The organism is Acinetobacter sp. UBA6720 (assembly GCF_002454215.1).
Lineage (GTDB): Bacteria > Pseudomonadota > Gammaproteobacteria > Pseudomonadales > Moraxellaceae > Acinetobacter.
Genome location: NZ_DKIK01000066.1, coordinates 1 through 15,090, shown reverse-complemented (window position 1 = coordinate 15,090; position 15,090 = coordinate 1). Strand labels below are relative to the sequence as shown.

The 15,090-nt window shown below is 39.7% G+C and carries 16 protein-coding genes; 7 read left to right on the top strand and 9 right to left on the bottom strand.

What is annotated here, in order from left to right; translation table 11 throughout:
• From B4F08_RS05540 to B4F08_RS05530, 3 genes are all read left to right on the top strand, one after another.
• Positions 1 to 383: aconitase family protein (locus tag B4F08_RS05540; RefSeq protein WP_291373676.1), on the top strand; the 383-nt coding region annotated here is incomplete at its 5' end.
• A 136-nt stretch (positions 384 to 519) separates the two neighbouring features.
• Positions 520 to 1,278 (top strand): hypothetical protein, encoded by a 759-nt coding sequence (locus tag B4F08_RS05535; protein WP_291373674.1) that lies wholly within the window; start codon positions 520 to 522, stop codon positions 1,276 to 1,278.
• Between the two features lie 63 nt (positions 1,279 to 1,341).
• Positions 1,342 to 1,563: a hypothetical protein gene (locus B4F08_RS05530; protein WP_291373672.1), complete on the top strand. Its 222-nt coding sequence runs from the start codon at positions 1,342 to 1,344 to the stop codon at positions 1,561 to 1,563.
• 185 nt (positions 1,564 to 1,748) lie between these two features.
• Here B4F08_RS05530 and B4F08_RS05525 read toward each other — a convergent pair whose 3' ends face one another.
• From B4F08_RS05525 to B4F08_RS05515, 3 genes are all read right to left on the bottom strand, one after another.
• Entirely contained in the window at positions 1,749 to 2,234 is a 486-nt protein-coding gene (locus B4F08_RS05525) for an Lrp/AsnC family transcriptional regulator (RefSeq protein ID WP_086207634.1), read from the bottom strand.
• 216 nt (positions 2,235 to 2,450) lie between these two features.
• Positions 2,451 to 3,815 carry an amino acid permease gene (locus tag B4F08_RS05520; RefSeq protein ID WP_086207633.1) on the bottom strand — a complete coding sequence of 455 codons (1,365 nt, stop codon included), beginning with the start codon at positions 3,813 to 3,815 and terminating at the stop codon, positions 2,451 to 2,453.
• A 219-nt stretch (positions 3,816 to 4,034) separates the two neighbouring features.
• Complete coding sequence (locus tag B4F08_RS05515) at positions 4,035 to 4,892, bottom strand: alpha/beta fold hydrolase (protein ID WP_291373669.1); 858 nt, start codon at positions 4,890 to 4,892, stop codon at positions 4,035 to 4,037.
• A 123-nt stretch (positions 4,893 to 5,015) separates the two neighbouring features.
• On the opposite strand from B4F08_RS05515, the gene B4F08_RS05510 reads away from it, so the two are divergent.
• Positions 5,016 to 5,474 (top strand): hypothetical protein, encoded by a 459-nt coding sequence (locus tag B4F08_RS05510; protein WP_291373667.1) that lies wholly within the window; start codon positions 5,016 to 5,018, stop codon positions 5,472 to 5,474.
• Positions 5,475 to 5,537: 63 nt separating this feature from the next.
• Here B4F08_RS05510 and B4F08_RS05505 read toward each other — a convergent pair whose 3' ends face one another.
• Together B4F08_RS05505 and brnQ are read right to left on the bottom strand one after the other, a co-directional pair.
• Positions 5,538 to 5,774: a hypothetical protein gene (locus B4F08_RS05505; RefSeq protein WP_291373665.1), complete on the bottom strand. Its 237-nt coding sequence runs from the start codon at positions 5,772 to 5,774 to the stop codon at positions 5,538 to 5,540.
• A gap of 494 nt (positions 5,775 to 6,268) precedes the next feature.
• Positions 6,269 to 7,555 carry a branched-chain amino acid transport system II carrier protein gene (gene brnQ, locus B4F08_RS05500; RefSeq protein WP_110974147.1) on the bottom strand — a complete coding sequence of 429 codons (1,287 nt, stop codon included), beginning with the start codon at positions 7,553 to 7,555 and terminating at the stop codon, positions 6,269 to 6,271.
• A 350-nt stretch (positions 7,556 to 7,905) separates the two neighbouring features.
• Here brnQ and map point away from each other — a divergent pair, with 350 nt between their 5' ends.
• On the top strand, positions 7,906 to 8,700 hold the full coding sequence (map, locus tag B4F08_RS05495) for a type I methionyl aminopeptidase (protein ID WP_291373663.1): 795 nt from the start codon (positions 7,906 to 7,908) through the stop codon (positions 8,698 to 8,700).
• 307 nt (positions 8,701 to 9,007) lie between these two features.
• Here map and B4F08_RS05490 read toward each other — a convergent pair whose 3' ends face one another.
• Both B4F08_RS05490 and B4F08_RS05485 read right to left on the bottom strand, forming a co-directional pair.
• A complete protein-coding gene (locus B4F08_RS05490; protein ID WP_086207627.1) occupies positions 9,008 to 9,916 on the bottom strand; it encodes a LysR family transcriptional regulator in 909 nt (302 codons plus the stop codon).
• 101 nt (positions 9,917 to 10,017) lie between these two features.
• Positions 10,018 to 10,461: a phosphohydrolase gene (locus B4F08_RS05485; RefSeq protein ID WP_291373660.1), complete on the bottom strand. Its 444-nt coding sequence runs from the start codon at positions 10,459 to 10,461 to the stop codon at positions 10,018 to 10,020.
• A gap of 62 nt (positions 10,462 to 10,523) precedes the next feature.
• On the opposite strand from B4F08_RS05485, the gene B4F08_RS05480 reads away from it, so the two are divergent.
• Positions 10,524 to 10,850 carry a hypothetical protein gene (locus B4F08_RS05480; RefSeq protein WP_291373658.1) on the top strand — a complete coding sequence of 109 codons (327 nt, stop codon included), beginning with the start codon at positions 10,524 to 10,526 and terminating at the stop codon, positions 10,848 to 10,850.
• 54 nt (positions 10,851 to 10,904) lie between these two features.
• Here B4F08_RS05480 and glnG read toward each other — a convergent pair whose 3' ends face one another.
• Entirely contained in the window at positions 10,905 to 12,386 is a 1,482-nt protein-coding gene (gene glnG / locus B4F08_RS05475; protein ID WP_086207624.1) for a nitrogen regulation protein NR(I), read from the bottom strand.
• A complete protein-coding gene (gene glnL, locus B4F08_RS05470) occupies positions 12,373 to 13,482 on the bottom strand; it encodes a nitrogen regulation protein NR(II) (RefSeq protein ID WP_004696555.1) in 1,110 nt (369 codons plus the stop codon). The genes glnG and glnL overlap by 14 nt, the downstream gene beginning before the upstream one ends.
• Positions 13,483 to 13,833: 351 nt before the next feature.
• Between glnL and rimO the strand changes: the two genes are divergently transcribed.
• Positions 13,834 to 15,090: 30S ribosomal protein S12 methylthiotransferase RimO (gene rimO / locus B4F08_RS05465; RefSeq protein ID WP_291373654.1), on the top strand; the 1,257-nt coding region annotated here is incomplete at its 3' end.

Here is a 15,090-nt window from a genome sequence, read left to right as displayed (position 1 = left end):
ATGAGCATCAGTTGATGGAAGAAGGCTTCTATAACATCTATGGTAAATCAGGCGCACGTACTGAAATGCCAGGTTGTTCACTCTGTATGGGTAACCAAGCACGCGTAGCACCGAACACAACATGTGTATCAGCTTCTACTCGTAACTTCCCGAACCGTTTAGGTCAAGGTGCGAACGTTTACTTAGCGTCTGCTGAACTTGCATCTGTTGCTGCTGTACTTGGTAAATTACCAACTCCAGAAGAATACCAACAGTATGCAGCTCAAATTGATAGCATGTCTGCTGACATCTACCAATACCTAAGCTTCGACAAGATGACAGACTATACTAAACCTGCATCTGAGATTGATACGAAGAAAATTGCTGCTGCTCAGTTGACTTAATGAGCTAGGATCAAGAAAAGCCAAAAGGCTTTTTTCCTAGCGCAAGAGTAAATCTATGATTTGCTTGGAAATTAAGCAATAAGCGGTATAAAATAAGGGCTGATTAATTCAGCCCTTATTTTTTTTGGAAAATTTAATGCGTTCAAAACTGGATATAAATAAAACACGAATAATATTTTTTGATCTTGAATTTTATGTTCCAGATATAAATCGCAAAGAACAAGGTTTTTGTTATAACCCATGGCAAGAGAATTCACTTTTTTTGGGTGGTAGTTATGTGATTGCTTTAGGTACTCGTGATCAGGTTAATCCACTAGATGAAGATCTTCAAAATAGAATAAAATCTATTTGGATTTGGGATTGTAAAGATGAAAAAGAGCTTGTAGGGAAGTTTTTCAAATTATTCAAGTCGCAAATTGATCAATGTATACAGGCTAGCCAAGGTATATCTCCTTTGATATGTGGTATTGGGATTCAAAGTTCTGATATACCCGTTTTAATGGCATTATTTAGAAAGCATGGCTTCTTAAATGAATTTGAATGTTTTACATTTGAAAATTCTTTAAGAATTTTAGATTTATCAGTATTGGGAATTGGGTTCTATAAAAATAAAACATACTTAATGTATCCGAAAAAGAAAAATGAATTATTAAATAAATTTTTCAGTGATCAGGTTTTTGAGAGTGGTACCACAGTCTGGTTTCAATATGAAAATCAGAATTATAAAGACATTCAAATCAGGAATGAAAAAGAAGTCTTTTATACGTTGAGGATGTATTATCAATTTAAGCGTAAGATAATGAATATGAAAGAGATTGAAGAGAAGTACATTAAACTGGAAAAAGCAAAATTAAAAGAGTTAGAGGCATCCACAGAAGTGAAAGAAATTATATAATAATAGAATAAAGCTATTGTTAACTAGATAGCTTTTTTATTTTATTAAAGATGTTGAGATTAAATGCCCAAACAATCTCGATTCCTCTGTATTGGTGGTTTCCTCAATGGAACACAAGTCAAAGATCAAGGCGACAGCTTTGTCTGTGTCGAAAACGCTAAAAACGTGACTTATCGAAAAATGGAAATTTTCCATCAAGACGCATGGGACCATGACTACTATGTGTGTGAAACGACAACAGAGCAACAAGCTAGGAATTGGGTTTATGACATTGAGCCCAATTAATTTCGATTCATTTGGAAAAATCCAAAAAATAGAATACGACACACGGATGTTGTTAAATAATAGACATTAAAAAGCCCCATTTTTCAGGGGCTAGTCGTATAGCTCGCGCCATACTCATATAAGGCTCATCTCATACTGAGCATATTAAAGCATATTAAAGCATATTTTTTAAATATTTTCAGCTCTTATTCAATGAGGGTTAAATCTGCTTTGTTTTCAAGTTTTAATGGACGTAAGGCAAAAATAGACCGCGTATGGCGCACACCTTTCATGGAGTATAAGTTCTTACGTAAAAAGCGTTCATAGTGCTCTGCATTTTTTACAGCGACTTTGAGTAAGTAGTCATAATCACCTGTGACTAAGTGCGCCTCAACGACTTCGGGCATATAGGCCAGTGCTTCACTAAATTGCTCCAAAATTTCATCATCATGGCGCTCAAGTGTAATTTCAATAAAAAACAACTCATTAATCCCAATCGCTTTGGGATTGATATTGGCAGTATAGCCTTCAATAATCTTTGCATTTTCAAGACGTTTAAGCCGTGTCCAACAAGGGGAGGAGGAAAGACCAACTTTTTCAGCTAACTGAGTCACAGTCAAACGCCCATCTTGACGAAGTTCTGACAAAATACGGCGGTCAATTTTATCTAAAACATGGCGATTGTCATTCATGTGCAATTCCTGCTAATAATTTTCTTTATAAATGGTTTTATATGAAAATATTTCTCAAAAATACTTTGAAACAAGCAAATAATAGAGAAACTATTGAAGCGTCTTCTGATTACAATAAGCTTATTCAATCAAAGTCATTTGGGAGATTGGCTTTGATTTGTAAATAACACCATTTAAGGGAAGGGTGCCTTTACATGGTGTTATTTACGCACTTATTTACAGTATCTTCTGCTTCATTCGCTTTTGCTTAAACCAATAGGTAAGCGTTAAACATCCAATCCAGAGTGGGATCAATGCCACCGCAATACGCATATCAGGTGTCAGCCACATCACTACTAAAATCCCTAGCATAAATATAATGCAAATGTAATTACTTAACGGATACATCAGCACAGGGAATAAAGTCGGCTTTTTCAAAGCCAGCATGTGTTGCTTGAACTTTAAATGAGTCAGTGCCAACATCATCCAGTTAATTACAATCGCTGAAACCACAAGACTCATCAGCAACTTAAAGGCTTTTTCTGGAAAAATATAATTCAGTACCACACAGATCAATGTCACCAGTGCAGAGCATAAAATAGCAGCATAAGGGATGCCACGCTGGTTAATCTTCTTTAAGAACTGTGGTGCATTGCCTTGCTCAGCAAGTCCCAAGAGCATGCGACTGGTGCCATAGCTGGTGCCGTTATATACCGAGATGGCTGCAGTTAAAACTACAAAGTTCAGTACAGTTGCAACGCCTTGACTGCCCAATGAGTCAAAGATCAACACAAAAGGACTACCACCTTCTGCAATTTGATTCCATGGAAATAAGGAAAGCAGAACAATAATGGTTAGTACATAAAACAATAAAACACGATAGACAATTTGGTTTACGGCTTTAGGAATAGTTGTCGTTGGATTTTTGGTTTCTGCCGCAGCAATACCGACCAATTCAATTCCACCAAAAGAAAACATAATGATGGCCATTGCCATGATTAAGCCTGAAAGACCATTAGGAAAGAAACCGCCTAGAGCCCATAGGTTGGAAATGGAAGCAGTTTCGCCACCTTGCCCACTGGTAAGCAACCAAGCCCCATAAGCAATCATGCCAATGATCGCGAGAATTTTAATCATGGAGAATAAAAATTCTGTTTCGCCAAAGACTTTGACATGCAGCAGGTTGATGGCATTGATCAGTACAAAGAAAGCAAGTGCTGAAATCCACGTTGGAATTTCAGGCCACCAATATTGGACATAGAGGCCGATGGCGCTTAGCTCTGCCATGCAGACCAAGACATTGAGCACCCAATAGTTCCAGCCCGACATAAAGCCTGCAAAAGGGCTCCAAAATTTATAGGCGAAATAGCTAAAAGAGCCACTCACTGGTTCCTCAACCACCATTTCACCTAATTGGCGCATCATAAAAAAGGCAATTAAACCTGCAAGTGCATAACCTAAAATGACAGAGGGACCCGCCAGTTTAATGGTTTGAGAAATGCCTAAAAATAGACCCGTACCGATAGAGCCACCTAAAGCAATCAACTGAATATGGCGGTTGCTCAGCCCATGATTAAGCTGACGTTGCTGTTGTGCAGACATGATTCATCCATCTCTAGCACATGCGATAGACATCACATGAACTATGACTTAATAAAAATTTGTGATGGAAATATAATATTTATTTATCAATTAATAAAACTAAATTTATTAATGCTTGTGGTTTTTAGTGAAATATAGCGCTTGCTGGTTAGAATTACACCAGTTCAGACAATGAGTGCTTGAACTGGTGTAATACGTGAGGTCGTGATTTATATGAGGTTAAGCCTGCAGTTGCGCTGCAATTTTGGGCCATAAGTTTTGGTGGGAACGTTTAAACATGGCCATGTGACCAATGCTTTTGTGCCCATAAGCCTGTGGTTTTAATTCAATATGTTCTGTTTGTGCATTGGGATAGAGGTTAAGCAGTCCTTTGACATTGGCCTGAGTGGCAATTTCATCATCCGATGCCCAAATTGAGGTAATGGCGCAACGAATTTGATGGTGGAAGTCCTCTTGGACTGTATTTCCTATGGCATTCATGACATAACCAGGTTTGCTACAAAACTGTGCCCATTCACGTGCTACATCTTTAGGCAAGTTTTCACCCATCCCGATGGCTTGAGTTGGGCCGTAGCCCAATGTATATCGAGCAATTGGGAAGATTAGCTTAAACATGACTGGAGCGAGTAGTTTGGTACGGCCCTTTAAGTCTTTAACGTGTCCAGTAGAACCAGCAATAGCTACGACCTTTGCCACTTTTTTAAAGTTTGGATTAATACCTAAAAGTTGCCCACCTGCACTATGCCCGAGCAAGATCACTTGAGTTGCTTGGGTTTTATCTAATAGAGCATCTACTGCAGCAGGAATATCCAATTGTCCCCACTGTACAATACTCGCTTTTGACTGTTTAAGTGGTTCGTGCAGAGATTTCCCAATTCCACGGAAGTCAAAAACCAAAACAGCATAACCTTGTTCAGCAAGCCACGATGCAAAATGGTGGTAAAACTGTTGGGTAATGCCAGTTGCAGGGCAGATTAAAATAGGAAAGGTTTGCTGCGTAGCTTGGGCAGCATAAAAGCGTCCACTGAGTGAATAATGGTCGGAACAGGTGATGTTGAGCGTTTCGTAATTCTGCATGGTTGGCGTATAGATTTAAGTTGTTCATACTTTACTTGAGTTCCAAAAAGAAACTTGTCAAATCTATGACTTTAAAGTCAAGTGGATTTGTATAGAATGGGTCGAAAATAAAAAGGAAAACACATGCAGTTTGTTGAATTAGAGATGTCAGTTAAATTCGCACTTTTATTCAGTGCAATTTTTCTATTTGTAGGCATGCTAACTGGGGTGTGGAAATATGCTCAAATTCGCCATTCGCCACAATTTCGCGCGCATTATTATGTCGATATCGCACATCGTAGTAGTTTGCTATATGCACCTGCTAGCTTAATCATTGCCGTCATGGCGGTCATTTCAGTGTGGTCAGAGCCTGTAAATATGTTGTTTGTGGCAATTAATCTATTCTTTTTTAGCTTTTCGATACTGAGCTATATTGTGCATGGTGTATTACAAGATACCAATAACCAGTTTCGTAGTCCGCACATTTTAGGCAAATGGACTTTACCCAAATCCGTCATGGTGATGGCAATGATGGCTTTGGTTGTAGGGGAAATTGTGGCAACTTTTGGATTATTATGGGGTATGTTTTTAGGTTTATTCTAAGTTGTTATGATTTTTAGTCTTGGTACTTTTACAAAGGTGGATGACTGATCATCCACCTGTTTGCTAGTCAATTGACTGTGTGGCCTTTCGGAATTTTTGGTCGACAACTGCCCATAAGTAAAAGGCCAGTGAAACGACAATAGCATAAATAAAATATTCAGCTTTAAGGTTACCTTGAATTAAGCCATGCATGATCATAATAATCATCAGGGCAATGGTGGTACTTAAATACGTCACCATATTCTTGTTTGCCTTCAGAGCGCTAATGAAGACTTGCTTGTTGAAATGTAATGATAACATCTCCATCCCTCCTTGAGTTTTTGACTAAAAACCAATGTATTTAGTCGGGTTAGTTCATACTGTTGTACTGCTAAAATTTGAGTTGATCAAGAGCAAAACCAACTATTTTTCAGAAAAATTATGCTATACCAATCAAAATATAAGTATGTAGCATTTTTTTAGCGAATAAATAGTATTTCCGTACGGTATAAGATAGCAAATAAATGTTGTGCCTAAGCTTATATGCCCATTGTATAAAGCAATATTGATGCCATGAATGGCATGATAGGATGGGCTTTAACGCGTTTTTTTGTTTTCTAATTCTAAATTTATAAGAGATATGAAGTGCTTGGTATACGACTTTAGCGGTGTATGGTTTATGTATAGAAACGTACAGAAACTGATGTGAGCTAAAATGAAACAATATATGTCCATTTGGATAAAATGTGACAAATATTGATCATAATTAAAATCAGGTTTGGGTAAAACAAGATTTTAATGACATCAGTTTGTGTTTACTTTTTCACTTTGTCGATCACAACTGCAATGATAAATACAATGAGTGATGGAATTAGCCATGCAAGATTTTGTTCCGCAAGTGGCAGGTGAGTGAGGGCATAAGGAAGTTCAAAGTTGGCCACTTTTAAACCATCAAGAATACCAAAGACTAATGAAATAGCTGTAACTGGTGCAATTACACGTCTAGGATGGTTAAAGTATTTCCAGCCAAAGCTCAGCATAATCACTACAATCGCTGGTGGATAGATTGCACTTAAAACAGGCACAGAAAAGGCAATCAGTTTGGTTAAACCTAAATTGGAAATAACAAAAGAGAAGCCAATCAGGATGAAGACCCAAGTTTTGTAGCCAATTTTAGAAATTGAGCTGAAATATTCGGCACATGCGCAGGTTAGACCAATTGCAGTAACCATACACGCAATGAAAATCATACCTGACAGGAAAAATGAACCTAAGTCACCAAATGCATGTTGAACATATGCATGCAGGATCACTGCACCATTGCTCGCATTTGCTGCGACTTCGTGACTTCCGAGGCCAAGTTTGAATAAGCTTAGATAAACTAAAGTTAAGCCAATACCAGAGATAATACTTGCAATCACTGCATAACGTGTAATTAGCTTAGGGTTGCTGACCCCACGTGAACGAATGGCTTGAATAATTACAATACCAAAAACCAGTGCACCTAAAGTATCCATGGTCAGGTAACCATTGACAAAACCTTCAGAAACAGGACTATCAATATAGTTGTTAATGGCTGGTGGAACAAAACCTGTTGGAATTACCATTGCGGCGATACCTAAGGTGGCTAAAGATAAGATCTTTAACGGGGAAAGTACATAACCAACCGTATCTAAAATCTTGTTTGGATACAGTGCAATGAGAGTGACGACACTAAAGTAAATTGCACTATAGATCAGCAAGCTGCTACTTGATGTTCCAAGATAAGATGAAAAACCTATTTCATAGGAAACGGTTGCTGTGCGTGGTGTTGCAAACAGTGGTCCGACAGTTAAGTAACATGTAATGGTTAAAATGAGACTGGCTATTTTACCCAATGGCGAACTTAAAATCTGAATCGAACCCTCGACACGAGATAGCGCAATAATAGTGATGACAGGTAAGCCTACAGCGGTGATTAGAAAACCAAACGCTGCTAGCCAAACATGTTCACCCGCTTGTTGAGCCACAATCGGTGGAAAGATAATGTTGCCCGCACCAATGAAGAGTGCGAAAGTCATAAAACCCAAAGCAACAATATCCCGAGTACGGAGACTTGTCATAAAAGGGAGATCGAGTTGAACAAAGGGGACGATTTTAGTGCATAAGTGTATTTTTGGCTAATTTATTTCATGGGTAGTATTAAATTTTTTTATAAGATGAAAAGTGAATATATCAACACGTAAAAAATGGGTTGATATATGTGTTTGATTATCCATTTTAAAATAGAAAAATTATAAATATTAAAAGCTTGGGTTTTAATATTTTGATCATCCAATATTGTAGTTTGAGTGGCTTAAAACTATACAAATTATTTTCAATATGAGGCTTTACTATTGCAAGACGATTTAAGTTTGAACAAAAACAATGTGAAAAGGACTATACTTGCGACTTCATAATTGAGGGTATTTCAATGCGTGGCTTAAATGTGAGCATAAAAACTGAACAAGATGTAGAAAAACTGCGTATATCTGGTCGTTTGGCTGCCGAAGTTTTAGCGATGATTGGTGAGCATGTGAAGCCAGGCGTTACGACGGAATATCTAGATGATATTTGTCATGACTTCATTGTAAATACTCTAAAAGTAACGCCTGCCAATATTGGTTATCACGGTTATACCAAGACTACCTGTATTTCACCAAATGAAGTGGTCTGTCACGGCATCCCATCGCCGAATGTTGTATTGAAAGATGGCGATATTATTAATATTGATGTGGCGATTATTAAAGATGGATACTTTGGTGACACTAGTCGTATGTATTACGTGGGTACAGTAAAGCCAGCAGCTAAAAAGTTAGTTGATACGACTTATGAGGCGATGGTTGCAGGTATTCATGCTGTGAAGCAAGGTGCCACTTTGGGTGATATTGGTTATGCCATCCAGACAGTTGCGCACCGTGAAGGCTATAGTGTGGTACGTGAATATTGTGGTCATGGTATCGGTAAGGTGTACCACGAACAGCCAAGCGTATTGCACTATGGTCAATCGGGTAAGGGAATGCAGCTTAAAGCGGGTATGGTGTTTACCATTGAACCGATGATTAATATGGGTAAAGCACATGTCAAAGAACTTAAGGATGGTTGGACCGTTGTTACAGCAGATCATTCTTTGACTGCGCAGTGGGAGCATATGGTACTCGTGACTGAAACAGGTTTTGAGTTGCTGTCTCCTTGGCCTGAAGGCACGGGCAGTTATCCAGAAATTTAACTTGAGGTTTTGTGTGCGGTTAAATTTTAGACTTTGGTCTAGCTTTGTGGTCTAAAAGCTAAATTAAGTCTTAAAAGCAATAACTGATATTTCTAAGCCCCTTTATTTGTCGCATTTTTGATGCTTTTTGATTAAAACTTATACATGTAAGCTATTGGTCTGGACTTTATGTTTTTACTAAAATAGTTTCCAAGATACTCGCTGTAGTTTCTTATTTTTGAAAGTTTATGAGCTTATCCACCTCGGTTAAGCTCTTTTTTTTCCAAAAATATTTATTTTTTAGGCATTGAGTCTATATTGGCTTGGTTTAAAGGGACTTATTTGAACTCAATTGATCAATTAAATAATCAATAAACACACGTACAGCAGGCAGTAAACCACGACGTGAAGGATATACTGCATGAAAAATACCATGCGGTGCTTTCCAGTCGGGCAAGACACGAACCAGCTCACCACTTTTTACCATATCTTGTACGATGCTGTCTGGAAGTAAGGCAATACCGCAGTTTTTGCGGACCAGTTGCGCCAACATGCTCAAATCAGAGCCCATCACTACAGGGTTTACACGTATTTTCTTTTGTTGCTGTGCATCATTATGTACGATGATGTGTTGATCTAAATGCTCATCGACCATACTCAAAATATGATGCTGGCTTAAATCTTCGGGTTGTTTCAGTTCGCCAAATTCATTCAAATACGCTTGGCTGGCAAATAAATGCTGTTCGATGTTCTCAAATTTGCGAATCACTAAACTTGGATCATCATCTAAGTTAGAGCGGACACGAAGGGCAATATCAAAACCTTCATTGATAATGTCAACTCGGCGATTGGTCACCATCATTTGTACTTTGATTTCAGGGTAGGCTTTTAAGAATCCTGGAAGAATACGTGCAATTTCATTTTGTGCAATTGAGACAGGTAGGCTGAGTTTGATCACACCACGGGGTTGTAAGCTGAGATGATCGACCAAGTCGTGTGCGGCTTGTGCAGCATTCATCATCACTTGCGCATGACGGTAAATGTTCATCCCGATATCGGTCACTGCGAAATGTCGAGAACTGCGTTGAATGAGACGGACCCCTAAGCGTTCTTCAAGATTATACACGCGTCGACTGAGCTTGGATTTGGGAATGTCTGTTGCGCGTTCTGCTGCACTAAACCCGCCATGTTCAACCACTTGAGCAAAACAATAAAAATCATCTAAATCGCTTAACATTCACCATGTCCATTTGTGCAACGATGTGCTTAATTAAAAAGTGATCGTTGCGATTTGTCAATTTTGAAATTGTAGAGATTCAATTAAAAAGACTTAATTATTCAAGATGTTTCACTGTGTTTTTTTGCTTGTTCGAGTATCTCAAGTACCATTTTATATTCCTCAAAACGTGCAAAGTCGCGAGATGTTGGATTGTTTATGCGCGCAAGGTTCATATTGTCTAGCACATCAACATATTTGACTTGGGTTGCAAGAGGGTTTAATACAGTGCGTTTGGCTGCTTCCAAACGGGATTCGCCTGTTTGTTTGGTGAGGGCTTGTATGGCTTGAATAATTTCGGTACTGAAGCCAAGCTCTTTTAAGTCTTCAGCAGTCGTTGCGGTATCTTCCAAAATGTCATGCAACACAGCAATGATTTGTAGGGTGGGATTGGAAAATTGCAACATGAGGCGTAGTGGATGCAGGATGTAAGGTTGTCCAGCCTTATCGAGCTGTCCTGCATGTTGAGTTGTAGCCAATACAATGGCATTTTCCAAAGTCGACATGATTGTTCTAGGCACTTTATCCTATGCTAAACTTCGCAGCATCTTTGTTTAAAAACTAAATTATGACTTACCAATTGATCTCATTAGACTGTGAAGCGACAGATCCTGTAGCGTGTCCACACTGCCAACAACAGGTGATTGATTGGTCACAAGAACAGTATGTTCAGCCCTGTGAACATACCTTATTTATTGCAATGGATATTGGCTTTGAATATATCACAGATGAGTTTGAAGTGACTATGCAGCGCAGTGTTGATGATCTCCATGCACATGATGATCAAGTCATTATGTTTGAAGAGTTAACGCAAGCCAGTTGCCCGAAATTTATTATATTAAAAGCACCATTGGGTGTTGAAGGTTATTCACGCTATTTAGGCTTCACGGCTTAAACAATAAAAGCGCCATTGTGGCGCTTTTATTTTGAGTCAGTTATGAAGCTGCTTTTAGTTTTCTAAAGCTTCTTCTTCACTTTCATCATCTGCGGTATCCATACCGAGTTCTTTGAGTTTACGCGTAAGGGTGTTACGCCCCCAACCGAGTAACTCAGCCGCATGCCGTTTACGGCCACGGGTTTGTTGTAGCGCAGCAATGATTAAAGTGCGTTCGAACATCGGGGTGGCGATATCGAGAATTTTCATCTCGCCATTTTTAAGCTTCTGTACAGCCCATTGACCCAATAACTCATCCCAATGATGCACTGCAATACGATCTAAATTATGTGCGGACTGCGCATCTTCACCTGAGCGTGTAATTGGAATTTGCTTCAGTTCTGATGGTAGATCTTCAGGATAGACTTCACGTCCTGTAATCATGACTGTTAGCCAGCGACAGGTGTTCTCGAGCTGACGTACGTTGCCTTGCCATGGCAACTGTTGCATATATTCTTGCGTTTCTGGGCGAAGGATTTTAGGGCTTACACCTAATTCTTTGCCCGCACGTGCCAAGAAGTGCTGCGCCAACATTGGGATGTCTTCGCTACGATGTGCCAGTTTTGGAATGTGAATACGAATCACGTTCAGACGGTGATATAAGTCTTCACGGAAGCGGCCATCATGTACCAGTTTTTCTAAGTCTTGGTGTGTTGCTGCGACAATACGGACATCTACTTTTACTGGAATATGACCACCGACACGGTAAAACTCGCCATCAGCCAGTACCCGCAGTAAACGCGTTTGCGTTTCAAAAGGCATATCGCCAATTTCATCTAAAAACAGCGTTCCGCCATTGGCTTGTTCAAAGCGACCTTGTCGTTGTGTATTTGCCCCTGTAAATGCACCTTTCTCATGACCAAAAAGTTCTGTTTCAATCAGGTCTTTTGGAATCGCGGCCATGTTGAGCGCAATGAAAGGTTTGCTGCTACGTGGTGAGTGGCGGTGTAAAGCATGCGCAACCAACTCTTTACCTGTACCAGATTCACCATTAATCAGCACGGTAATGTGTGACTGAGACAAACGACCAATCGCACGGAAAACTTCCTGCATGGCAGGAGACTCGCCAATGATCTCGGTCGATTGAATCGGTTGTACCGTTTTTGCTGATTCTTGCTGCTGCATTTTGGTGATGTGCAAAATCGCACGATTCACTAAAGCCAAGGCTTCATCAATATCAAAAGGCTTAGGTAAATATTCAAATGCGCCTGTTTGATAACTTGAAACAGCAGACTCTAGGTCGGAGTGAGCCGTCATAATAATGACAGGTAGGTCAGGATAGTTAGCTTTAACTTTCGCTAAAAAAGTTAAGCCATCAATGCCAGGCATACGAATATCAGTCAAAATCACATCGGGTGCATCTAAACTGAGTTGGTCTAAAGCGGATTGAGCTTCTTCAAAGCTTGTGACGTCAAAACCTTCTTCTTTGAACGTTTTTTCCAGCACCCAGCGCATGGCGCGATCGTCATCAATTACCCATATTTTATTTCGCGACATGGTTTAACTCCCAAGGTATATATAAGCTAAAAGTTGTTTTTCCGGGAACAGATTGGCATTCAATCATTCCGTTATGTTGATGCATAATATTTTGCGCAATACTTAAACCCAGTCCTGTGCCTTTAGCACGACCCGTGACCAGTGGGTAAAACACGGATTCTAAAATTTCTTCTGGAACGCCTGGACCATTGTCTTCTATATCAATCCGTACCACAGAGCGTTGCAGTACACCATTGATGGTCACTAAACGTTGAATACGGGTGCGTAACATGAGTTCAGGTTGATGGTCGACAAAGAACTCTTTATTTTCAGTCATGGCTTGCACTGCATTGACGCTAATGTTCAACATGACTTGGATTAGTTGATCACGATCGGCCATCACTTCAGGTAATGACAAATCATAATCACGGGTGATCTTAATTTTCTTTTTGGTTTGGTTGGTAATGAGTGAACGAACACGCTCTAAGGGTTCATGTACATTCACCAACTCATAACTTGGGAGCTGACGAGAACCAAGCATGGTGTCTGCTAAATTACGTAAGCGATCGACTTCACTAATAATAATATCAGTGAACTCGCTGTATTGCGGATCATTGAGACTACGTGCTAACAGTTGTGTAGCACCACGAATCCCGCCCAGAGGGTTTTTAATTTCATGTGCAACACCGCGAATGAGTTGGCGTGCGACTTGATGTTGTTGTAGGAAATTTTCTTCCTTGGAAATTTTGAGCATCCGATCAATCGGATTGATCTCAATTAAAAGTAAAGGGTGATAGGGTTTATTTGAATTCAGCTGTGACACTGTATAGTCAACATGAATATCTTTAAAGTTAACCTTTATAATGGCTTCACGACGGGTGTAGTGTTGTCCCGAGTTTAAAGTATTGAGAAGTGCTTCTTCTGTATTGAACTCATCATTGGGCGCATGGAGTAAATTAAGCGCAGGTTGGCCAGAGGCACGTAAAAGACTGATATCAAATAATGCTTCGCAAGAGGAATTTAAGTAAAAAATATTTAATTTACTGTCGACCAATAAAATCGCAGTGGTCAAATTGTCCACTAAAAGTCGGTAGTCGATAGAAATAGGGTGATCCATTAGCGAATGTATCCTGTATTAAAATAGCGCAATGGCATCTTGATAAAGCATTAAGCGTTCCAAATAGCGGACTGAATTGATGCAAATTAAGCAAAATGCACGCCAACTTTGATTTTGTATAGTGGAATGAGCACACTTTTTTTGCGGAATGCGCTGTAAATGAACGATTGGCTTAAGATATAGCGGATTCTAAAAATCAAGTAAACCGAAAGTGGTTTAAAATGGTGCGTTATTTAAATTTTACTACACTATTGGCTTTATTTTAGTGCATTGCACAAAGAGTATGGAATCGACCTATTTTTATAAACAGAAAAGACATACAATACGCGCATTCTAGTGGAGCGCAGATTCATGAAATCCCCCAAAGTCGGTTTTGTTTCTTTAGGTTGTCCTAAGGCATTGGTTGATTCCGAACGAATTTTAACTCAGTTGAAGACTGAAGGCTATGATGTGGCATCAGATTATGATGGTGCGGATTTAGTCGTTGTAAATACCTGTGGTTTTATTGAATCTGCAGTGCAAGAGTCTTTAGATGCCATTGGCGAAGCCATGAGTGCGAACGGTCGTGTAATCGTTACGGGCTGCCTAGGCAAAGACGAAGACAAAATTCGCCAAATGCACCCAAATGTCTTAAAAGTGACAGGGGCAGCAGCATATCAAGAAGTGATGGAAGCTGTGCACCAATACGTGCCTGAGCCACCAAAACACAACCCATTTATTGACCTTGTTCCAGAACAAGGGATTCGTTTAACCCCAAAGCATTATGCGTACTTAAAAATCTCAGAAGGGTGTAACCATCGTTGTACCTTCTGCATTATTCCAAGCATGCGTGGTGACTTAGTGTCTCGCCCAGTCGGTTCTGTTTTAGAGGAAGCGGCTGCGCTGAAACGTGCGGGTGTTAGAGAAGTACTCGTTATCTCCCAAGATACTTCTGCTTACGGCCTCGATACCAAATACAAATTAGACTTCTGGAATGGTCAACCTGTTAAGACAAAGTTCTATGACATGTGTGAGGCCTTAGGTCAACTGGGTATTTGGGTACGTTTACACTATGTCTATCCATATCCACATGTGGATGCAGTGATTGACTTGATGGCACAAGGCAAAATTTTGCCTTATTTGGATATTCCATTCCAACATGCAAGTCCAAAAGTTTTAAAACTAATGAAACGACCTGCACATAGTGAAAATACCCTTGAGCGTTTAAAGTTATGGCGTGAAAAATGTCCTGACTTGGTGATTCGTTCAACCTTCGTTGTGGGTTTCCCAGGCGAAACTGAAGAAGATTTTGAAATCTTGCTTGAGTGGTTGAAAGAAGCACAACTGGATCGCGTAGGCTGCTTTACCTATTCACCTGTTGAAGGAGCAACAGCAAACGACTTGCCAGATCATGTAGCTGAAGAGATTAAGCAACAGCGTTATGAACGCTTTATGGAAGTGCAACAGGCAATTTCTGCTGCAAAACTTCAAAAGCGTGTTGGTCAGAAAATGACGGTGCTGGTCGATGAGCTGGATGAAGAATTCCCCGTTGCGATTGCACGTTCATACGCAGATGCACCTGAAATTGATGGCAATGTCTTTGTAGAAGATATTGATAAAAGCCAGATT